The sequence below is a fragment of the Duncaniella muricolitica genome, from assembly GCF_910574735.1.
Taxonomy (GTDB): domain Bacteria; phylum Bacteroidota; class Bacteroidia; order Bacteroidales; family Muribaculaceae; genus Duncaniella; species Duncaniella muricolitica.
This window is the reverse complement of the sequence record NZ_CAJTCF010000004.1, coordinates 77,713-99,662: the sequence shown is the minus strand read 5'-3', so window position 1 is coordinate 99,662 and position 21,950 is coordinate 77,713. Positions and strand designations below refer to the sequence as shown.

15 protein-coding genes and 1 tRNA gene are annotated in these 21,950 nt (G+C 53.1%); 5 read left to right on the top strand and 11 right to left on the bottom strand.

What is annotated here, in order from left to right; translation table 11 throughout:
* Positions 1–424: 424 nt before the first annotated feature.
* The 4 genes from QGT73_RS01755 to QGT73_RS01735 form a co-directional block, all read right to left on the bottom strand.
* Entirely contained in the window at positions 425–1,090 is a 666-nt protein-coding gene (locus QGT73_RS01755; protein WP_280121164.1) for a hypothetical protein, read from the bottom strand.
* A 77-nt stretch (positions 1,091–1,167) separates the two neighbouring features.
* Positions 1,168–1,692: a hypothetical protein gene (locus QGT73_RS01750; RefSeq protein ID WP_280121163.1), complete on the bottom strand. Its 525-nt coding sequence runs from the start codon at positions 1,690–1,692 to the stop codon at positions 1,168–1,170.
* Position 1,693: 1 nt separating this feature from the next.
* Positions 1,694–2,986: an agmatine deiminase family protein gene (locus QGT73_RS01745; protein ID WP_425278373.1), complete on the bottom strand. Its 1,293-nt coding sequence runs from the start codon at positions 2,984–2,986 to the stop codon at positions 1,694–1,696.
* Positions 2,987–3,000: 14 nt separating this feature from the next.
* Positions 3,001–3,951 carry a PGN_0703 family putative restriction endonuclease gene (locus QGT73_RS01735; RefSeq protein WP_280121162.1) on the bottom strand — a complete coding sequence of 317 codons (951 nt, stop codon included), beginning with the start codon at positions 3,949–3,951 and terminating at the stop codon, positions 3,001–3,003.
* Positions 3,952–4,428: 477 nt separating this feature from the next.
* Here QGT73_RS01735 and tnpC point away from each other — a divergent pair, with 477 nt between their 5' ends.
* A complete protein-coding gene (tnpC, locus tag QGT73_RS01730; RefSeq protein WP_068960006.1) occupies positions 4,429–5,880 on the top strand; it encodes an IS66 family transposase in 1,452 nt (483 codons plus the stop codon).
* A gap of 231 nt (positions 5,881–6,111) precedes the next feature.
* Here the strand turns inward: tnpC and secA are convergent, their stop codons facing one another.
* The 6 genes from secA to QGT73_RS01700 form a co-directional block, all read right to left on the bottom strand.
* Positions 6,112–9,531, bottom strand: coding sequence for a preprotein translocase subunit SecA (gene secA, locus QGT73_RS01725; RefSeq protein ID WP_280121161.1), 3,420 nt, complete (start codon positions 9,529–9,531; stop codon positions 6,112–6,114).
* A gap of 258 nt (positions 9,532–9,789) precedes the next feature.
* The gene (locus tag QGT73_RS01720) at positions 9,790–11,451 is read right to left on the bottom strand and encodes an alkaline phosphatase family protein (RefSeq protein WP_280121160.1); all 1,662 of its coding nucleotides are present in this window, start codon (positions 11,449–11,451) and stop codon (positions 9,790–9,792) included.
* Positions 11,448–12,659, bottom strand: a complete 1,212-nt coding sequence (locus QGT73_RS01715; protein ID WP_280121159.1) for a lipoprotein N-acyltransferase Lnb domain-containing protein — start codon at positions 12,657–12,659, stop codon at positions 11,448–11,450. The genes QGT73_RS01720 and QGT73_RS01715 overlap by 4 nt, the downstream gene beginning before the upstream one ends.
* Before the next feature lie 14 nt (positions 12,660–12,673).
* Positions 12,674–14,620: a DNA mismatch repair endonuclease MutL gene (gene mutL, locus QGT73_RS01710; RefSeq protein ID WP_280121158.1), complete on the bottom strand. Its 1,947-nt coding sequence runs from the start codon at positions 14,618–14,620 to the stop codon at positions 12,674–12,676.
* Positions 14,613–16,667 carry an OstA-like protein gene (locus QGT73_RS01705; protein ID WP_280121157.1) on the bottom strand — a complete coding sequence of 685 codons (2,055 nt, stop codon included), beginning with the start codon at positions 16,665–16,667 and terminating at the stop codon, positions 14,613–14,615. Before QGT73_RS01705 ends, mutL begins: the two co-directional genes overlap by 8 nt.
* The gene (locus tag QGT73_RS01700) at positions 16,664–18,055 is read right to left on the bottom strand and encodes a peptidylprolyl isomerase (RefSeq protein WP_280121156.1); all 1,392 of its coding nucleotides are present in this window, start codon (positions 18,053–18,055) and stop codon (positions 16,664–16,666) included. The genes QGT73_RS01705 and QGT73_RS01700 overlap by 4 nt, the downstream gene beginning before the upstream one ends.
* Positions 18,056–18,171: 116 nt before the next feature.
* Here QGT73_RS01700 and QGT73_RS01695 point away from each other — a divergent pair, with 116 nt between their 5' ends.
* Positions 18,172–18,852 carry a cytidylate kinase-like family protein gene (locus QGT73_RS01695; protein WP_280121155.1) on the top strand — a complete coding sequence of 227 codons (681 nt, stop codon included), beginning with the start codon at positions 18,172–18,174 and terminating at the stop codon, positions 18,850–18,852.
* A 169-nt stretch (positions 18,853–19,021) separates the two neighbouring features.
* Here QGT73_RS01695 and QGT73_RS01690 read toward each other — a convergent pair whose 3' ends face one another.
* Entirely contained in the window at positions 19,022–19,936 is a 915-nt protein-coding gene (locus QGT73_RS01690; protein WP_280121154.1) for a DMT family transporter, read from the bottom strand.
* A gap of 166 nt (positions 19,937–20,102) precedes the next feature.
* On the opposite strand from QGT73_RS01690, the gene QGT73_RS01685 reads away from it, so the two are divergent.
* The 3 genes from QGT73_RS01685 (at position 20,103) to sufC (ending at position 21,905) form a co-directional block, all read left to right on the top strand.
* Positions 20,103–20,176 (top strand) — tRNA-Pro (locus QGT73_RS01685).
* Between the two features lie 185 nt (positions 20,177–20,361).
* Positions 20,362–21,081: a LexA family transcriptional regulator gene (locus QGT73_RS01680; protein ID WP_280121153.1), complete on the top strand. Its 720-nt coding sequence runs from the start codon at positions 20,362–20,364 to the stop codon at positions 21,079–21,081.
* A gap of 62 nt (positions 21,082–21,143) precedes the next feature.
* Entirely contained in the window at positions 21,144–21,905 is a 762-nt protein-coding gene (gene sufC / locus QGT73_RS01675; protein ID WP_280121152.1) for a Fe-S cluster assembly ATPase SufC, read from the top strand.
* Positions 21,906–21,950: the final 45 nt, after the last annotated feature.

The following is a 21,950-nucleotide window of genomic DNA, read 5'->3' as shown; positions in this document are numbered from 1 at the left end:
CACAAATGCGCGGGGTTCGGGACCGAGACTTCTTCATATTCCGACTGGTCAAACTCTACGCCTAAAAATTTAACACTTCTAACTGCCAAATTTAACATATGCACCGCCATTTCGGCTTGACCCATAAATTTGTCATCGTCATCTTTCAGTGGCAACCCTATTCCGGACGAAGGTTTTGCTCATGGTTCTGCGCTTCCCGATGACTTCAAACTATGGCTAAGCCGACATCCCGGTCTCAGCATTGATGAAGCCCTTCACCGTTACCGCGATGAACAAAAAGCTAAGCAACGTCGCAAAGGGCTTAAACTACACTAATATCAAAAACACCACCGAGAGAAGCATACGCCTCCCTCGGTGGTGTTTTACTATACCCTACATGATTATGCTTAAGCTATGAACTCATATTAGGTTTTTGCTAATGATATTATTTTCTTAGTTGAGTAGCTGTTTTACGCTTTGATTGAGGTTGATTTTTTGAACGAAGTAATTTAATTGCCTTTTCTAAATCATTGAGTGATTCTTTTATTTGCATCAGTTGAAAGGCTGTCCAAACATCATTTGTTGGCAATGAGTTAACGCTTGTAATACGTTCAATCTTTTTAAGTATTCCATCGTAAAAACAGAACTCGATTACTTGTGGTTTCTTCGTAAATTCATCTGGAAATGTTAATTGATAGCCAGTATAGGAGACATGAACCTTCTTGGAGCCTAATCTACTTGTAAAATATTGTATTGAATCTCCAATTTCAAAGTAAGAGAAGGCCTCGCGATCGTTAATTTGTTCTATAGGTTTACTCCTCAAATTTATTAAGTAGACCTCGTGATTATAACGTCGCTTGTCATCTTCATCTAATCCTTCGAAGAAAGTTGTGTCGCATTTTTCGGAATTTGAATATTGATCTATACGTATCAAATCCTTTCCCTTAATTACGTAAAAACGGGATGTGATAGTATTTCCTCTATCAGTTCGAATTAGAACAGTATCTGGTACGGCTATGTTCGAATCCAATGTTGTTGTAGATTTGCGTTGCGCATAACACAATCCCACGCAAAAGAAAGAAATAAAGAGAAATAATAATAGTTTTTTCATGATTTGGAATGCTCTGTGGTACTCAAATCGGCTACATAATATATTCGACATATCCGTTCCACCTATTAAATTTATGTTTATAAATCATTATCACGGTTCTTTAATACGGGCACCTCATATTTAGGACTGTTGGCTTTATCTTCATACGTCAGTTCTATGGTTGCACCTCCGAATATTTTAGGTGCACCAAATAGATTACATCTTATATATCCATTTGATAAAGATAACAAAAGGTCTCCATCAACAGCCTGAATCTTTGCTTTTGGATATTTCGTCCTCAATCCTTGACAAATTCGTTTATATAATGCCACAATTTTAGATTGATTCATTCCAGTCATAGATTCGTTATATCGTACGACGGCCTTGTATACGCTTCCTGTTTCTTTATTGGAACTTATTTCAATGCCTGCAATTGTTCCAAAAAAGAAACCAGAAAACCCTGACTTGCTATAGCTGTCCTTATGTATATCTTTTTCTTCCAACTTTTCTTTAAAAGAATCAAAATCTCCATTTAATGGAATTTCCATAAATTGGATGTGTGACTGTGCATATACGTTAATGCACGCAATAATTACCGCAAGAAAACTGAATACTCTTTTCATATTATTTACGTTTTATCCATGTTGTACAATTTAGAATGCCGCCTGTTAAGGCTACATCGTTGTAATCTATTGTTTCGATGATTTTGTTTGGGAAAACTTCTTTGAGTTTGGAAAGTGCTTCTGCATCTCTATTGTCGGGAACGCCAAATACTGGCATAACAATAAGATTGCCAACTTCAAGATAATTTAAGTATATTCCAATTGCGTGTTCATTGTTACCTTTTATTTTATGCTCAAACCATGGAAAGTTAATATATTTTAGATTAGCTTTTTCAAGGGCTTTGCTAACGGCCACTTTCATATACTTTAAATCCTGGTCCAGATTGTTTACGAGCACCGTATTACTGTCTACAAAGCGAATCATACCGTCTGCATGTCCCGTGTAATCATACTCAGGTTTATAGGCCGGAATTATTATGATCTCACATTCAAGGAGTGTAGAGAGTTCGTTAAAGAGCTTTTCTTTGTCCCAGTCTGGATTCTCTGAGAAAATGCGGTCGGTTATGATGGCTTTATTGCCAAGCATTACAACATTGCCACCGTCAAGATTGATGCCGGAGAATATAGGATTTATACCGTTGACGTTATCAACGTGTCTAACATCCGAGCGTGAATCAGAATATTCCGGGGCTCTCAGATATGAGGGATCGTATTTGAATTGTATGAGTTTGCCACTTGGCGTTTGCACGGGCATATAATCCCTACACCATATATCTTTTGTGCCTTCAAGGAATGCAAAAGGTATATTATGTTTGTTCAAAATATCAGTCAGACGCTTGCAAGTTTCTGCATATTGTTTCGCTAAGATTGCTGATAGATACACTATCTCTGTGCATTTTTTGTCTTTGGGGGCAGTTTTCGGAATCTTTGTTTCCTGATGAGCAGAAGTAGTCGCGTTAGAATTCGTCTTTAAATGGCGCGTAGCCCACTCATTTCGGAACTTCTTCTCATCAGAACCGAGAAGAAGTTTACAGATTTCGGGAGTTGGCTCGATATGGTTCTCATTGCATATATCATAGGAAAGTGCCGGGTCACAAAACATCGTAGGAGTGAATTCCACGATATGATAGTCGGCAATGCCATGGATATTAAACGGGTCCTGAGCGATGATAGTGTCCACTGCCGAGCGGTTCTCAGCATTTATCACAATCACGCCACCGACACGAGGAGTCTGCGGCCCGGACATAATGAAATCACCTGTGGCATAATGCTCCGCAAGATAATCACGATGAGCCTGAAGATAGCGGTCAACTTCCTCCAAAGGCTTTTTATAAGTCAGAATTGCTATGAACATATGTATTTACAAATTTAGCGTGTCCAGTATCGTTCAGAGAGATACTTACATAAATCCGGATATGAATTCTCAATCGGTTTCATTAGAACCGCAGGATCGATAATAAGATATTTTGATTGATCAGCGAGCATGCTACGCCAAGTTTCCTCCATATTTTTACCTGACACACGATAAGTTTTATTGAGCAAATCAACGTCAGCCGATGGTATGACATGTATGTGCATATAATGATCTGCTTTCACGCATTCTGATTCCTTGTTAGAAAGCATTTGCTCTGCCCAAAGAGTCTGCCTCATAAGTTGATAGAACGGTTCAAAATAGTAAACTGAACCATCGTATACTGAAAGAGATTTAAGTTGCTTGGAGTTGTTGATTAAGTCTGTATAGCGATGCATGCGAACCTTACCTTTTTCTCCAGCCGATTTATCAGAGGATGGATAGTCATTGTAACTCTCGGTATATTTCCATTCGATTGGAAGCAGCCAATTCTCATCGTTATTGTCCACGGCCAGAATAAGAGCATCCACAGATGTGCAGTTGCTCCCACGGGTTGGGCCATCTTCGTTAAGATGGTCGTTGTCGCTAACAGCCTCAAATGCTATGTATCCTTTATCTTTATCGCAGTTAAGGGGTAGAACCTTTTTGAATTTATTGCATATTCCATTAATAAGTGCCAGTACTGCCTCAGGGTCTTTGCGAATAGCGAAAAGATGATTTAAGCATGCAATTTGAGAAGAAAGAACATGTCCGGTAGGAGTTGTTCCGCCCCACCAACTAATATTGTTCTCTATGAAATATTGGATTGCATTTTCACGTATCGGCTCGTAAAGATTATTTCCTCCATTTCTTAATACAAATGGATATTGCTTACCCTTAAAAAAACCGTTGCCTTTGTCTTTTCCAAAGAAGGATTTGTCAATCAGTTCCAAATGTCTTTGTCTCTCAGCGTTGTAAAACGTTCTCATAATTTAAGGACTTCACTGGCTCAATGAAGCAATTTGTTATAAAGGAAAACGTGAGCCGACAATGCCACGTCTTGATTGTAGGTCGTAGGAAACCCTTTGGACAGATGTAACAAAGTGACCCACGCTATGAGCGTGAGAACCACTATGCCAATCCTTGTCCTTGATGAATTTCCTACGTTCACAATCACAAGATTGAGCATAACGCTTCCGATTTTTCAAAATGTCGTGGAATGGTATACGCCAATCCGAATGCAAAGGTACGAAAAATTTTTGAGATTTTAACGATTTTGCGTGGTGACCTAATAGAGATTTTTGCTGAGGTCACCATATTTTCTCCCTGTAACTATTCAGCGGACACGCTAAGGCGATAATGTGGAATAGACATCACCATTATAAGTAAATTCAACCTGCTGATTTTATAGTAATTAGCTGCAATTTTATTTGGTAAAGTCAAATAAGTTTTGTGTCTTTGTATCTGTGAAACAGCCGGTTAATGACATAACAGAAGTGCTGCGCGGATTATCCGCCCAGATTGAGTCGATGCAGAAAACCATCGACTCTCAGCATGCGACAATATGTCAGATTAACCGGAACGGACAGGCTCAACTCAGGAAAATTCAATCTCTTGAGCGGATGCTCAAAAAGAAGGATAAAGAACTTGAGGAACTTCGCAAACGCCTTTCAAAATATGAGGAGCCCCCGAAGAACTCCGGCAACAGCAGCACACCTCCGTCAAAAGAGCAGATGAGAGACGAGATTGTCCGTCGTACAAAGTCCCTGCGTAAACCGTCAGGCAGGAAACCCGGAGGTCAGCCAGGCCATGAAGGAAACACCCTCGAATTGAACGACTCTGTCGACAATATCGTGGATGAGAAACCCGGCATGTGTGATGAATGCGGAGATTCACTGGATGGATGTGATACCGAACTGGATTACATCACACAGATAATCTCGTTGCCTGAACTAAAGCCATTGATAACGGAGGTCAGACATTACGTCACGATATGCCGTACTTGTGGCAAGCGTGTAAAAGCCCACTCCCGACGTCGCCGTTCCAACGCCGTTGTGTATGACGCTTCTGTAAAAGGTTTTGTCGTATACCTGTCAACGGTTCAGTTCCTCCCATATAATCGTATAGCAGCTTTTTTCAAAGAAGTGTTCGGTCTTGAAATCAGCCAGGGGTCAATGGTCAACTGGATCAACGAGGCCAGACGGTCGGCCGAACCTGCCATTGAGAAAATCAAGGAGTATATAATGCAGTCACCTGTAGTTGGTTTTGATGAATCGGGTTGCTACTGCAACAAACGTCTTGACTGGGCGTGGATAGCGCAGACAGTGTATTTTACACTTGTGTTCCATGGCAAAAGCCGCAAAGGGCGGGAACTTGAAGACCGTTTTGGCGATTCACTCGAACGCATGACAGCAGTGACCGACCGTCACAGCGCATACTTCGCACTTCATTTTCTAAATCATCAGGTGTGCCTGGCGCATCTGCTTCGCGAATGCCAGTATCTCAACGAACTTGACAAGGAGCAGCAGTGGTCCGGATCGGTGGAAAGCCTCTTTCAGGAAGCGATACATGAACGGAATCAGAAGCCGACGGAGTCGATTGACCCTCAGTCATGGCTTGACCGCCTTGACAATCTCATTGATGAAAATTTATCAAGGCTCAACGAAAAGTTTACCACTTTCAAGAACGGCTTGCTGAAATGCCGTGACTACATCTTCAACTTTCTACGAGACCCGGCAATACCGCCGGACAACAACTCCTCAGAACGTGGAATAAGAAAGTTGAAAATCAAACTCAAAAACTCCGGTTGCTTCCGTTCAGACCTCGGTGCCGATGCCTTTATGGATCTGCATTCAATCGTCGAGACAACCAAGAAGCACGGCAACTCGCCCTACAACGCAATCCTCGCCCTTTTCTAAACGGCGACTACATCGGCGCGTCCGCTGAATAGTTACGTGGGTTGATGCTTTGTGAGTCGTAAAGTTATGGGTGCGAGGGATGTAGGGTGTGGGAGTCGAAAAAGGGCAATGGGGTTAGTCTAAAGAGTCAATATAGTCAAAAAGTCAGGACCGCAGTACGGGAGGTGAATATTCCGGTACTATTGTCCTGACTTTTTGACTATATTGACTCTTTAAACTTTATAGAAAGTATCAGAGACCTTTGCCGTGGCAGTTTTTGTATTTTTTGCCTGAGCCGCAGGGGCAGGGGTCGTTGCGGTTGATGCGGGGACCGGCCTTGACGGGCTGTACGGGCTGCTTGGCCGAGGCTCCCTGTGAGGCTGCGCGCTGGGCTGCTTCGCCGGGGAGGTTCTCGCGCGAGGTCTGATATTTAGAGTAGTCCTCGCGACGCTCGGGTGCGGCACGTTTGATCTCGGGCTGAGGTTTGGGTGCTTCGGGAGCGGGCTGAGCGGGAGCTTCCGCCTCGGGGGCCTCTTCAGAGCCTTCGGCAGCCTCGGGTGCGGGCTGGGCGGGAGCTTGGGGACGGGGCATCGGGGGAGCCTGCTGCACGTAGATCTGGCCGCGCATGAGGGTTGACATGGCTTTGATGTTGAGCTGGTTGAGCATAGCCTCGAAGAGATGGAACGACTCTACCTTATAGATTACCAGCGGGTCTTTCTGCTCGTAGGAAGCATTCTGAACGCTCTGGCGCAACTGGTCGAGTTCGCGGAGGTGTTCTTTCCACAGCTCGTCGATGGTGACGAGGAGCACTGCTTTGTGCCACTCCTTGACAATCGACTTGCAGCCGGTGCGATAGGCCTCGTCGATGTCGACCACGAGGTTGAAGAACCGTTTGCCGTCGGTCATGGGCACGGCGATACGGCCCTTGAAGCCACGGTTTTCAACGCAGTCGGTGACTACGGGCATTGCAACTTCGATGATGCGGTCGCGCTTGCGGTCGAAAGCCTCGTTGGCTGCGGCGTGGATCTTCTCGATGGCGTCCTCCTTGCTCATGTTGCGGAACTCATCTTCGGTGAAGGGAGCCTCGATGGTGAGGGTGCGGAAGAGGTCCATGGCGAGATCCTGGTAGCCGGCGGGGTAGGTGTTGTTGACAAAGTTCTCGATGACGTCCCACATCATGTTGGCGATGTCGATGCCGATGCGCTCGCCGAGGAGAGCGTGGTGGCGGCGGTTGTAGATGTAGGTACGCTGCTTGTTCATCACGTCGTCATACTCGAGCAGACGTTTACGGATGCCGAAGTTGTTTTCCTCGACGCGTTTCTGGGCGTTGCCGATGGCGTTGGTGACCATGCGGCTCTCGATGCGCTCGCCCTCCTGGAGTCCGAGAGTGTCGAGCATCTTCATGACGCGGTCGGTGGCGAAAAGGCGCATGAGCTGGTCCTCGAAGGATACGTAGAACACTGACGAGCCCGGGTCGCCCTGACGTCCGGCACGTCCGCGCAACTGGCGGTCGACGCGACGGCTTTCGTGACGCTCGGTGCCGATGATGGCGAGACCTCCGGCGGCCTTGACCTCGGGGGTGAGCTTGATGTCGGTACCGCGGCCGGCCATGTTGGTGGCTATGGTCACCATGCCCTGCTTGCCGGCGTGGGCCACGATTTCGGCCTCCTTCTGGTGGAGCTTGGCGTTGAGCACGTTGTGGGGTATGTGGCGCATGGTGAGCATGCGGCTGAGGAGCTCGGAGATCTCGACCGAAGTGGTGCCCACGAGCACGGGGCGTCCCTGCTCGACCATGGCCTGGATTTCGTCGATTACGGCGGCGTATTTTTCTTTCTTGGTCTTGTAGACGCGGTCGTCCATGTCGATGCGGGCCACGGGACGGTTGGTCGGGATGGTCACCACGTCGAGTTTGTAGATGTCCCAGAGCTCGCCTGCCTCGGTCTCGGCTGTACCGGTCATACCGGCCAGCTTGTGATACATGCGGAAGTAGTTCTGGAGCGTGATGGTGGCGAATGTCTGAGTAGCGGCCTCGACCTTGACGTGCTCCTTGGCCTCGATGGCCTGGTGGAGACCGTCGGAGTAGCGGCGGCCCTCCATGATGCGGCCGGTCTGCTCGTCGACAATCTTGATTTTGCCCTCGTCAATCACGTATTCCACATCCTTCTCAAAGAGAGTGTAGGCCTTGAGGAGCTGTGTGACGGTGTGGACGCGCTCGGCCTTGACTGCGTAGTCCTGCATGAGTTCGTCCTTGCGGCGTGCGCGCTCGGCGGGGTCCTCGATGGTCTCGGCTTCGGAGAGCTGTGAGGCTATGTCGGGGAGCACGAAGAACTGCGGGTCGTCGCTCTTGCCGGTGAGCTCGTCGATGCCTTTGTCGGTAAGTTCTACGCTGCGGTTTTTCTCGTCGATGACAAAGTAGAGCGGGTCGGTGACGGTCGGCATCTCGCGCTGGTTGTCCTGAAGATAATAGGCTTCGGTCTCGAGCATGAGATTCTTCATGCCGTCCTGCGAGAGAAACTTGATGAGCGCGCCGTTTTTGGGGAGGCCTTTGAAGGCGCGGAAGAGCAGTAGCGCGCCCTCTTTGCGAGTCTCCTTGTCGTCGGAAGCAATCTTGGTCTTGGCTTCGGCGAGGATTTTGGTGACGAGACGACGCTGGGCTTCGTAGACTTTCTCTACGTTGGCGCGATACTGGTCAAAGAGCTGGTCGTCGCCTTTGGGCACGGGGCCGGATATAATAAGAGGTGTACGGGCGTCGTCGATGAGCACCGAGTCGACCTCGTCGACGATGGCATAGTAGTGTTTGCGCTGCACCATGTCGCCGGGGGTCATGGCCATGTTGTCGCGCAGGTAGTCGAAACCAAACTCGTTGTTGGTGCCGAATGTGATGTCACACATATAGGCGGCGCGACGCTGCGGGGTGTTGGGCTGATGCTTGTCGATGCAGTCGACTGTCGAGCCGTGGAACATGTAGAGCGGGCCCATCCACTCCGAGTCACGCTTGGAGAGGTAGTCGTTGACAGTCACCACGTGGACGCCGCGGCCCGAGAGCGAGCGGAGAAACACGGGGAGTGTGGCCACGAGAGTCTTACCCTCGCCGGTGGCCATCTCGGCGATTTTGCCCTGATGAAGCACGATGCCGCCGATGAGCTGCACGCGATAGTGCACCATGTCCCAGGTGACTTCGTTGCCGCCGGCCATCCAGTGGTTTTTCCATATGGCGTTGTCGCCGTCGATGGTGACGAAATCTTTGCCTTGTGCGGCGAGCTCGCGGTCGAGCTGAGTGGCTTTGACGGTGATTGTCTCGTTGGCAGCAAAGCGGGCGGCTGTCTCGCGCACTACTGCAAACACCATGGGCAGGTGGTGGTTGAGACGCTCTTCGATGGTGTCGAGCATGGTCTTCTCGTTGCGGTCGATTTTGTCCCACACGGGCTGACGCTCGTCAAAGGGAAGTTCCTCGACTTCGAGACGGAGACGTTCGTTCTCTTCCTGCTCGGCTGAAACGGCTTTCTTTATGTCGGCGCGAATCTCGGTGATGCGGTCGCGCAACTGGTCTATATTGAGTGATTTCACCTCGGGCTCGAGGGCCTCGATCTGCTTTACTATCGGCTCGATCTCCTTGAGGTCGCGGGTCGACTTGTTGCCGAACAGCTTGGTGATAAATGATGTGAATGACATACCTTTATTATAATTGGCAATCCTAATTCTAATTAGTAATTAGTAATTAGTAATTAGTAATTAGTAATTGCGTGGTTGGGTGATTTTGTTGTTTTGATTTTTGTTGGCATCATATGGCCGGACGGTGTCCGGATTGCCGAAACGTGAGGGGTGAATCGCCACCTTATGAGGAGTCTGAGTCAGTCAGTCTGTCTATAAATGGTAAGTAGCTAATTACTAATTACTAATTACTAATTACTAATTGCTAATTACTAATTGCTAATTGCTAATTTGATTAAAGAGTATTGACTGAATCGGTGCGGCGGAGGCTGCATTGGGCGAACGTATGCGCAGTATGCGTGCCAGGGTCGGGGCGATGGCACGTGCGTCGATGCGTTCGATGATTTCGGAGGCGTCGAGGCCGGGTGAAAGTATGTAGACCGGCGATGTGGTGGCTTGCCAGCGCACTACGGGGAGCTGAGCGCGCTCCTCGGCCGTCTTGACCGACTCATATTCTTCGCCGTCGGTGACTTCCCAGCCCGGGTTGACCATCACGAGCAGGTCGCCGGCATGGTTGGCCGAGATGTTGCGGTGGAGTGCGGTGGGGTCGTCGCCGGCACGGCGTGCGATAATGTCGTCGAGTGTATATACGTCGCTCACGCCGCTCATGCGGGCCAGAAATTCCGCGCCCTCGCGGCGCAGGTCGGCGTCGTTCATGCCGCGCTCCTTGATGAGCGAGCGGTTGAGATAGAAAAATCCGTTGTGATAACCGCTTACCCACTCACCGTTGCCGTGCAGTGCCATGAGATACATGTTGAGCAGCGACACGGCCTTGCGGGGTGAAAATTCGCCCGACGGTATGCCCCAGCGTTCCTCGTCGCGTTTGCCACCCGAGGGGGCCGGAGTTCCGGCTACGAAGAGCAGGGTGTTGGCCATGCCGGGACCGTTCTCCACGGCCTTGACTATCGAGGCGATGTCGCGGTCGAGGCGGAGCAGGGCGTCCATGGTCTCGATGCGGTTGTCGGCCTCTCGTCCGTAGAGATAGGGGCTGACGTTCACGCCGATGCTGAGCATGTCGGTGACGCCGCGCTTGCCCAGCGAGAGTGTCGAGATATACTCGGCCGCGGTCGTGGCCACCTCGCGGTTGGATATGGCCGACGTCTTGAATATCTTGAAGCGGTCGGTGTCGCGCGAGGGGAATGTATGGCGGAAGGGGTAGAGTTTCTTGTATTCGGGCAGGTCGGGATAGCGGTCAAGCGGTATCGACGGCTCCCAGGCCATGGTGTCGAGGCGCGAGGCGAGTGTGAGGCCCACGTTGCGCCGTGCTATGGGTGTGGGAGTCTCGCGGAAGTGGGTCGAGGTGGTCCACTTGCCGTTGACGTCGCTTATCCAGAAGCTGCTGTTGCCGGCGTGTCCGGCCAGGAGGAGAGCTATCTGCGGGTCGGGGGCTATGGAGTGGACCTGCCCGAGACCGCCGTCGCTGATGCGTATCTCGTCGCTGAGGGTCGACACCAGGAGCGGGGCGGGGGTGAGCTGCTGCTCGGAGTAGCTGCCGGCCAGCTTGGGGTCGAGAAGTATGGGATATTCACGCCGTGTGGTGATGTCCCAGGCCTTGGCCGAGGGCACACCGTTGACCACCGGGGCCGCGCCCGAGACTATTACAGCCGTGGCGGCTGTGGCGTCCATGCCGGGGCCGTAGTCGACGTTGCGTAAGGTCACGCCGTCAGATATGAGCCGCTCGAAGCCGCCCTCGGTGAAGTTGGACCTCAGCAGGTCGACATACTCGGCGGTCAGACCCTCCACAAATATTCCCACCACCAGAGTGGGACGCGAGGCCGGGGCTTTGGCTCCGGGACGTGCGCCCACGGCGGCGATGGATACCATCGAGGCCACGAGGGCGCAGACTATGCGCGTGTTGAGTGAAAGGTCTTTGCGTTTCATTTATTGTTGCCGGTGTCGGCGGTCCGACACGTGTTGTGGCGTGATTTTATTGTGAGAATGTTAGTGACGCTTCTGACAGCCGAGGCTATCATGAGTGGCCAGAAGGCCGGATTGGGCGACTGCACGCCGGCTAAAAATATAGCTGCCAGTGCAATCAGGCATGCAAAGTTAACACTTTGATAGCATATCTCCAAGCCTTTTCCCCTTTTTAGCCAGGGAGATACCGCGCCGACAAAGCAGAGCGGGTTGAGCCAGAGATAGAGCCAGTTGGGCGAGGTGGCCTCGTGGACTGACACGAAGATGAGAAATGTGAGGAGAAGACCTTCCGTTCCGCAGAGCGAGAAGTAGAGGGTGTCAAACCATCGCGCGGCCTTGGCGTGGCCTTGTTTCTGCCTGATACTTACCCATATGGCGAGCAGAAATATGACCGAGGCCCAGAACATCGGGGTGAGTGTCCACGGTGTCGGGCCGGCCGGTGCGGGGGGTGTGGCCGACGACCCAATCAGATAACCGTCGGAGAGGGTCAATTGTTCACCGCCGGGTGTTGTCGCTCCGGCTATCATGTCGGCGAGCACCACGGGGGCAAAGCCTGTCTCGCGCTGTGAGATGGGGCGGTCGATGCCTGAGCCGAGGGCGGTGTCGATGCCAAACTGATACCACGGATAGTTGCGGTGATAGTGGCGCATGACGTTACGGAACGTCGTGGCGTCTCTTCCCTCAAGAGCTTTGCTGCCGAGTGTCACGGTGTCGCCTATGGCCTTCTCGATCATCATGAGCGGACGCGTGGCACAGTTGTCGAGCACGTAGTTGTAGCGATACACGCGGTTTTCGGGCCGTATGTTGGTCATTATCATGTCGACGAGGCGGTCGGTCTGGGCGGGGGTGAGACGTAGAGTCTGCTCCCGCACCGTGCGTCCCTGACGTCGGTAGGCTTCGAGAAAGCGGTCGGTCGACACGGCTGCGGCTATATAGTCGGTCTCGCCTTTGACAAATCGGTAGACAAAGCCGGGCGAGTCGAAGTCAAAGACTCCCCAGTTGACCGTAAAGTCGCCATACAGGGGGTGTTGTATTCTCAGTCCGGTGTGTCCCTCCAGCTCGTAGATTTCCCGCCCTTCGCTGCATGTCAGCAGCGACACCACGGCGGTGTCGGAGGCTCCCGCGCGGAGCGACAGGAGTATGGCAAATGTTATGAACAGACAGCGCAGCATCGGTGTGAGGTGGGTCAGCCCAGGAGGCGGGTTATATAGTCGGTGGATATGATGGCGAAGATTTTCTTGCCGTCGGGGGTGAACGACGGCGAGGAGGAGCGGAAGAGGTCGCTGAGCAGGCGGTCGATGTCATCGGCAGTCAGCGGCTGGCCGCGGCGTATGGCTCCGGCGCGGGCCATGGAGAGGGCAAACTGCTCATACATTGCCGAGGCCGGGTCGAGCCCTGTCGAGGAGATGTTGTCGATCATGGCGAGCACCATGTCGCGCGCGGGAGTGTCGGCCATCTGCGATGGGATGCCGTCGATGCTCCAGGTGTTGCCGCCACGCGGTGTGATGACAAAACCGAGTTCCGACATGCGTGTGCGTATGTCGGCCAGCACTGTGCTCTGGGCCGCGGAGAGCTCGAGCACGTCGGGAAACATCGTGGCCTGGGCTACATACTCCTGTTCGCCGGCCTTGGCGATATATGAGTCATAGAGCACACGCAGGTGGGCGCGGTGCTGGTCGATGATCATGAGTCCGTCGCGCGAGGGGGTGAGGATATATGAGTCCTTATACTGGTAGGCGTTGCCTTCGGAGTGGGAGTGCATGGTGTGCCCGGCCTCGATGGGGAGCGGCGCGGGAGCCGGCTGTGACGACTCGGCTGTGGTCTCGGGCGCGGCTGCGAGTCCCTCGTCGCGCTTGCGCATGAAGTCGTCATAGAGTTTGGCCCAGTCGGTGGCCACCGAGGCGCGTGAGCCTGTCGAGACGTCGCGTCCTGACTGACGGAACGACTGCGAGGCCTCGCGCCGGGCCGTGTGTGACACGGGGCGTGAAAATTCAGGCCCGAGGATGTCGGAAGGGAGGGGCACCGGTTCGCTGAAGGGGTTGTACTCGTTGTCAATCACGAGCTCGGGCATCCGCTCGGTCTCGGGATTGAACACGGGTATCTCGGGCGCGTCCTCCTGGTCAAAGTCGAGCACGGGGCCTACGTTGAAGCGGCCGAGCGAGTCGCGTATGGCGGCGGTGAGTATCTGCCATATGGCCTGCTCGTTTTCAAACTTTATCTCGTTTTTGGTCGGATGTATGTTTACGTCGATGGTCTCGGGGTCGACGTGCAGATTGATGAAATAGTTGGGCTGCGCGTCGGTCGGAATGAGCTTTTCATAACACTGCATCACGGCCTTGTGAAAGTAGGGGTGACGCATGTTGCGGCCGTTGACCATGAAATATTGCAACTGATTACGGCGGCGTGCGTTTTCGGGCAGACCGATGAATCCGTTGACGCTCACTATCGACGTGTCGGTCTCGATGGGTATGAGCTGCTTGTCGAGATTTTTGCCGAAGAGGTCGCATATTCTCTTCTTCATCGACCCGTGCATGAGCGAGTGGAGAGTGGTGTCGTTGCTTATGAGGGTGAAGTCCACGCCGATGTTGACAAGCGCGAGACGTTCAAACTCTCTCATGATGGCACTCATCTCGACCGAGTCCTTCTTGAGAAACTTGCGTCGGGCCGGGGTGTTGAAAAACAGGTTTTTGACCATCATGTTGGAGCCCGGAGCACAGGCCTCGGGTTCCTGACTCTCGACCTTTGAACCGTTGATGACGAGCCGTGTGCCCAACTGGGCATCATGGAGCATGGTGCGCAGGTCGACATGAGCGATGGCGGCTATCGAGGCCAGGGCCTCGCCGCGAAATCCCATGGTGTTGAGAGCAAACAGGTCGTCGGCCTTGGCTATCTTGCTCGTGGCATGACGCTCGAAGGCCAGACGCGCGTCGGTGTCGCTCATGCCCGAACCGTTGTCGATTACCTGTATGAGCGTGCGTCCGGCGTCCTTGAGTATTATTGTGATAGCCGTGGCTCCGGCGTCTATCGAGTTTTCGACGAGCTCTTTGATTACCGAAGCAGGGCGTTGTATCACTTCTCCGGCCGCTATCTGGTTGGCTACGGAGTCGGGCAGAAGGCGTATAATGTCACTCATCGTTATCCTCCTCTTCTTGCTTGGTTACGGTGGTCGAGGAGGAGGTAGGAGTTGCAGCCGCAGGGTCGCTGTCGGGGTCGCCTGACGGGTCGGGACTGTCACTGCCGTCGGGTGTCACGTTGCCGTCACTGTCGGGCACGACTGTCTCGGGGTGAGCGGTTATGGAGTCGGTCCGCAGGGTGAGCGAGTCGGCTGCCACGGCTACGGAGTCGGGCAGTGTCATGTGTATCGAGTCGCCGGTGACCGTGAGGGAGTCGGCTGTCACGGCGGCCGAGTCGGCCGGCGGTGCCGGAATGTCGGGCTTGGCTACGGGCACCTGCGGGGCCGGTTTGCCTGTGGCTTGGCCTCGGGCGGTGAGAGCGGTCTTGCTCATGCGTCCGAGTATGTTCTGCCGGGCCAGTTCGGCCATCTCGGCGGGATATTCAAAGACTTCGGCCGGCGACATGGGGCGCAGCGGCTCATACCAGCGGAATTTTGGCAGGTAATAGCTGTTGCGCTTGGCCAGATAGAGCGGAGTGACCTTGCCGGTGGTCTCGGGCCACATGATGAGGCGGCGCAGAGTGTTGTCCTCAAAGTAGGCGTCCATGTAGGAGCTCTCGGTGTAGGAAAACTTGTTGTAGGTCGAGTCGTTTTCCATCGGAAACATTATGGTCTGCACATTGCCCTCGGCATAGAGCCGGCTTATGGTCGAGTCGGCCATCCACACGGTCATGTCGGAGGCCGAGAGCTGGTTATAGCAGTCCTCGCCGATGTGTTGCGACATGAGTCCCATCTCGGGGAGTCGCGCCCAGTCGGCTGTCGAGTCGGAGAGATGCACCCATATGACGTTGCCCACCACCTGCTTGTCGCCGTTCCAGACGATGGGATTGTAATACATATATAATATAGAGTCGCGTTCCACCATGCTCATGGAGTCGCACAGACCCTGGATGTCGTTGCGGAAGAAGCGCACTCGGTGATAGACGTTGGTGATCTTGGTCGAGTCGGAGGGGGCCATGCATGCGGTGATGGTGTCGCCGTGGAGATAGAGGGTGTCGGAGCGGGAATACTCCATGGCCAGGGCGTTGCCGGTGACAAACGCACTGTCTATCAGCTCGTCATAGTAGCCGTAGTCGCCGAGTATGGACGACTGACGGGCCGAGTCGGTGAGTATCATGTTGCCGAACGCTTCGCCGAAACCGCCGTCGCGGTCATAGAAGAGCGTGTCGCCCGTGAGGGTATTGCCACGCTTCATGTGGACCTTCGACCGCTCGTAGAGGTCGGCGATGCCGGTGCGTGTGTCGTAATATCCCGAGGTGGAGTTGATTTCTCCGTCCTTGCTCGTGATGAGTGTCTCGCACATGAGCTGCGCTATGGCAGTGTTGGTGTTGTAGGTGAGCGAGTCGGTATACATCTTGAGCGTGTCGTTCTTGTCGGGCCCGGTGAGCTCGACGTTGAGGTAGAAGAACGCGTCCTTGGTCGACGGGTAATAGAAACCCTGCTCGGAGGTCAGTGTGTTGGTCTTGTCATCGAGTTTGCCTCCGACCATATAGTAGCCCATATCCTGGGGCATGTCGTAGAAAAATACCGGCGTGGTGAGAGTGACGTCGCGGTTGATGAGCCTCACGTCGCGGCCGGGATAGGCGCGCAGCTCGGCCACTTCGGTCGTGCCGTCATAGTAGAGTTCGTCGCCGTAGACAAAGAGTGTGTCGCCCTGCTCCATCCTCACGTTGCTGTAGGCCTCGAGCGAGGATGACTCCTCATAGAAGCGGGCCGAGTCGCAATACATGAACATGTCGCTCTTTCTGAACTGCACGTTGCCTACAAGTATCTGTACGTCGGTGCCGAGCGGCTTGTCGAGCACTTCGGCATACTCGACAAACACCTTGCCGGGCTCGTGGCGGTCGGCCTGGGGTATGGTGGGGCGTATGACTGGTTTGCGGTCACGGGCCGCGCTCTTCTCCTTAGCTGCCGGAGCCTTGGCCGAGCCGTTTTTGGGCGTCTGGGCGAGCATGGCCGGGAGCGAAACGAGTGCTACGGCCACAATGGCTGCGACCGGAGCTCTCATTTGTCGGATGTGCCTGTTTTGATCCAGCCTTTGTGAGAGAACTCGCAGTCACGCCATCCGTCCTCGATGCGTGTGTATGTGTCGGCAATCTTCTTGTCGAGCCACTTTTCGAGCAACTGATGGCGTCGCGACTGCTCGCAGAGGTTCTTGATGAGCTGATAGTCGTCCGAGAGATTGGCGCGGTGACCCTCGATGCGGGCGGTGAGCCTGACCAGTGCCACGATGTCCTGGTTGGTCTTGGGGTCTTTCATGATGAAGGCCTGCGAGATGTCGCCGGGCTGCATGTTGTTGACCTCCTTGGCTATCTCCTGGGGGAGCTCCGACATCTGGAAGCGGGCGGTGTTGTAGTCGTCCGAGTTCATGTTGGAGTTGACCATCACGCCGCGGTTGTTGCGGGTGTCCTTGTCGTTGGAGAGCACGGCTACGGCCTCCTCAAAGGGTATTTTCTTGTCGATGAGGTCGGTGCGGAGCGAGTCGAGGCGCAACACGGCGTCGGTGAGGTCTTTCTCGGCCACGCGCGGACGCAGCAGTATGTGGCGCACGTTGATACGGTCGCCGCGCTTCTCGATGAGCTGGATTATGTGGTAGCCATACTCGGTCTCGACAATCTTCGACACCTTTTTGGGGTCGTTGAGGTTGAAGGCTACGGCTGCAAACTCGGGCACGTAGGTCGAGCGGCCGGCAAAGCCGAGTTCGCCGCCTCGGGCCGCCGAGCCGGGGTCTTCGCTATAGAGGATGGCGAGGGTCGAAAAATCGCTCTCACCCTTGTTGATGCGGTCGGTGTAGTCGCGCAGACGGGCCTTGACATTATCGATTTCCTCGCGCGGAATGGCCGGGGCTGCGGTGAGTATCTGCACCTCCACCTTGCGGGGCACGTAGGGGATGGAGTCTTCGGGCATCTTGTCGAAATAGCGGCGCACGTCTGACGGAGTGGCCTTGATGTCCTTGACCAGACTCTGCTGCACCTGCTGCACTCTCGAGCGGTTGGAAATCATCTCGTGGAGCATGTCGCGGATGGCGGGGAGCGACTTGTTGAACATCTGCTCGACCTTCTCCTGCGAGCCAAGCTGGGCCACATAGTTGTTGATGGTCATCTCGACCTGCTGCATCACCATTGACTCCGACACATCGATAGTGTCAAGCTCGGCCTGGTGGAGATAGAGCTTCTCGATGGCGAGCTGCTCGGGTATCACACAGTAGGGGTCACCGTTGATGGGGGTCTTCTCATAGAGCATCGACTGATAAGCCTCCTCGATGTCAGACTTCCAGATGGGCTGATCGCCCACAACCCAGGCCACTTCCTCGGCCGAATTGTCAATGGCGGCTACGGCATACGATATGCCCAGGAGCGACACTATGCCTAAAAGTATTATATTCTTGACTTTCACGTGTGTTGGCGGTGTTAGAGTTATGAATTATGCAATTTGGCTTCAAAGTTACGAAAAATTCTTGGACGCGTGGGATTTTTTTTATATTTTTGGTCTTAATAAAAGATAATTGGACTATGAAACCTACCGATATAGACACCACGCCGACCGCTATGGCCCGTGACGGCAAGCCGTTTGTAATCACCGTCGGACGCGAGTTTGGCAGCGGAGGACGCGAGCTGGCCCGCGCCCTCGCCGACGAGCTGGGCATCGCCTACTACGACAAGGAGCTGCTGGCCGAGTCGGCCAAGCTCGCCGGCATAGAGCCGGAATTTTTCGAGCAGAAAGACGAGCGTTTCCCGTCGTTTCTCCACGGCATATTCTCGTTCACAATGGGTGTGACCCCGATGTGTTACTACACCGGAGGCGGCTCCATCACCGACGATTCGCTCTATAAGGCAGTGAGCGATTTTCTCAGGTCGGAGGTCGAGAAGCGTTCGTTTGTTGTGGTGGGTCGCACCGCCGACTACATACTGCGTGACCGTCCTAACGTAATCAATATCTTTCTTCACGCCCCGATGGAGGAGTGTGTCAGACGCATCACGGCGCGTGCCGACGCTCTGACCCCCGAGAAGGCCGAGGCGATGGCCAAACGCACCAACCGCTGGCGTGCCGACTATTACAACTTCTTCACCGACAAGGAGTGGGGTCACGCCTCAAGCTATGACCTCACCATCGACACTTCGCTCATGCCCATGCCCAAAATCGTCGAGCTGGTCAAGAGCTACCTCCGCCTCCGAGAAATATTGCCTGAGTAAATCTCTCGGGGAGGGAATACAAAAGTCTCTCGAGGGGGATACAAAAGGACAAAAGTCTCAAAAGAAACAAAAGTTTTTTATTTTAGTTGTCTGTTATGCTGACAAATAAAAATAAGACTTTTGTTTCTTTTGAGACTTTTGTCCTTTTGTATCCCCTTTCCCGATGGGGTTAATGTTGTTTGCGGCGTTTGCCGATGTTGGTGAGAACCATTCCGGCTATGATAATGGCCATGGCCAGCACCTGTATCCATTTCAGTTTGTCGAGCCCCATGAGTACGGCCGAGATGGTGGCGAATGCCGGCAGGAGATACTGGTAGAGCGACACGAGTTCCGAACCGATGTTTTTGATGGCCGGCTGGACGAGAAAATAGGCTATGAATGTCGGACATAGTAGTATGAAGCCGATTTCAATCCAAGGCGTGGCCTCGGCTGTGTGGAGTATGGGCAAATGCTGCATGCCGGGTAGTAACAGCAGTCCCGGAATGGCCGCGAAGAGAAACACCCATCGGAGCATTGTCACGGGACGATAGGTGGCCGAGGGCCGCTCGAGTATCACGAGATAGAAGGCATAACATAGTGTCGAGGCCACGGCAAGGATGTCGCCGAGCAGATTGTCGCTGCCGTTCTTGCCCCCCTGGCCTGCGAGAATCACTGTCACCGCGCCGGCAAAAGATACCGCCACACCGACATATTCGAGCATCGACGGCCGTCTGTGCTGAAAGATGACGCCGATAAGTATCACGAACACGGGCGGGAGCGTCATGATGATGGAGATGTCGATGGGGTTGCCGTAGCGCAGCGAGGTGACAAAGAGAAAGATGAAGAGAAACAGCCCGACCACACCTCCGAGCACGAGCCTCGGCCAGTCGCCGCGCTTTATACGGTCACATCTGACAAACAGTGAGGTAAGCCACAGCAGCACGGCTCCGCCTATGAGCCGCACAGCGGCGATGCCGTTGGCTGTCATCCAGTCGGGGATGAGTGCTTTGGTGACAGATACGTTGACGCCCCAAAATATGGTGGCGAGCAGTATGCAGACGTTTCCGATGAGAAAGCCGCCTGAGGATCGGGATGGTTTTTGCATGTCTGGGCTTGTGGATGTTGTTATCATAAATAACGAGTCTTCCCGCCGGATGGTTTCTTAAAGGGTGATGTGGCGAAATTAAAACCATAAACTCTTGGCTGAAATTTGTTGGAATCAAAAAAACTCACTACCTTTGCAGTGCATTACGATGTATGACATCAGTGCACGGGGCGTAGCGCAGTCCGGTAGCGCACCTGGTTTGGGACCAGGTGGTCGCAGGTTCGAATCCTGTCACCCCGACCCACTTGAGGCTCTGTCATCCCCCCGCACGTAAGGAGATACATAAGGACAAAAGTCTCAAAAGTTTTTCATTCATCCTCTTTCGGGGCAATGAGTGAAAAACTTTTTCTTTTTTATGCATCTTGCGGCTTGGTTTGGCTAAATGACAATAATATTGTATATTTGCCAATAAAAATGCTGTTATTATGGATGTTCAACAGGAAAAAAACGTAATGGAGGTTGTGTATGACGGTGCTGACGGGATTGTTGGTCGGCTTAAGCATATCATGATGCTCCGTCACCTGTCGCAGCGGGCATTGGCCCGTCTGCTCAAGCTCGATCCGTCAAATCTATCGAAGGTGATGACCGGCAAACTGCCTTTTACCGAGGGGCTTGTCAACCGCATCGTGGCCGACCTCGGTGTGTCAAAGCCGTGGCTCAAGAGCGGTGAGGGATTGCCGTTTGAGAAAGAGCCGCTTGCCCGCGACATCACACTCTCTGGCTCGCCCCGGCTGATGACAGCCGGTGGAGGAGTGCCCGTGTATGACATCGATGTCACCGCCGGGTGCCGCAGTCTGGAGCAGATATTCAGCGAGACACGCCCGGTGGGCATGATGAATATACCCGAACTGCCGGCCGACACGCACATCGTCAAGGTCAGAGGCGACAGCATGAGTCCGCGCATATGCAACGGCGGATATGTGGCCATACGACACATCCGCGACCCCCGCAATATATTCTGGGGCCAGATGTATGTGGTGCAGCTTGAGGAATACAGGATGGTGAAATATGTGCGCCGTCACTCCGACCCCTCGATGGTGGTGCTCCACAGCGACAATCCCGCCTATGACGACATGGATGTAGCCCGCGCCGACATCTGCGCCCTCTACATTGTGGAGGCCGTGCTTAATTACGAACTTTTATAACTATAAACTTTCCAAACTATAAAGAAGTTAGTAATTTTGTAGCAAAATTTCTGAATACGACTATGAGCGATATATTACTTGAAGTCCGCGACCTTCACGCATCGGTGGAGGGGAAGGAGATACTCAAAGGTCTCAACCTTACCGTCCGCGAGGGCGAGGTGCATGCCATAATGGGCCCCAACGGCTCGGGCAAAAGTACGATGTCGGGCGTTCTTGCCGGCAATCCCGCCTATACGGTGACCGAGGGCTCGGCCAAGCTCCACGGCGTGGAGCTGCTCGACCTGCCTCCCGAGACCCGCAGCCACGAGGGTCTGTTTCTGTCATTCCAATACCCGGTGGAGATACCCGGAGTGTCGATGGTCAACTTTATGCGCGCCGCCGTCAACGCCAAGCGCAAGTATCTCAACGAGGATCCCATGTCGGCAAGCGACTTCCTGAAGCTCATGCGTCAGAAGCGCGAGATTGTGGAACTTGACAATAAACTGGCCTCACGCTCGGTCAACGAGGGTTTCTCGGGCGGCGAGAAGAAGCGCAACGAGATATTCCAGATGGCTGTGCTCGAGCCGCGTCTGTCGATTCTCGACGAGACCGATTCGGGCCTCGACATCGACGCTCTGCGAGTGGTGGCCGGCGGTGTCAACAAGCTCAAGACTTCCCGAAACGCTACCATAGTCATCACCCACTATCAGCGTCTTCTTGACTATATCAAGCCTGATTACGTGCATATCCTCTATAAAGGCCGCATCGTCAAGACCGGCGGCCCCGAACTGGCCCTCGAGCTTGAGGAGCGCGGATATGACTGGATTAAGGAGGGCAATTATTAATTAGCAATTGGCAATTAGTAATTAGTAATTGATTCGGTTTCAGTT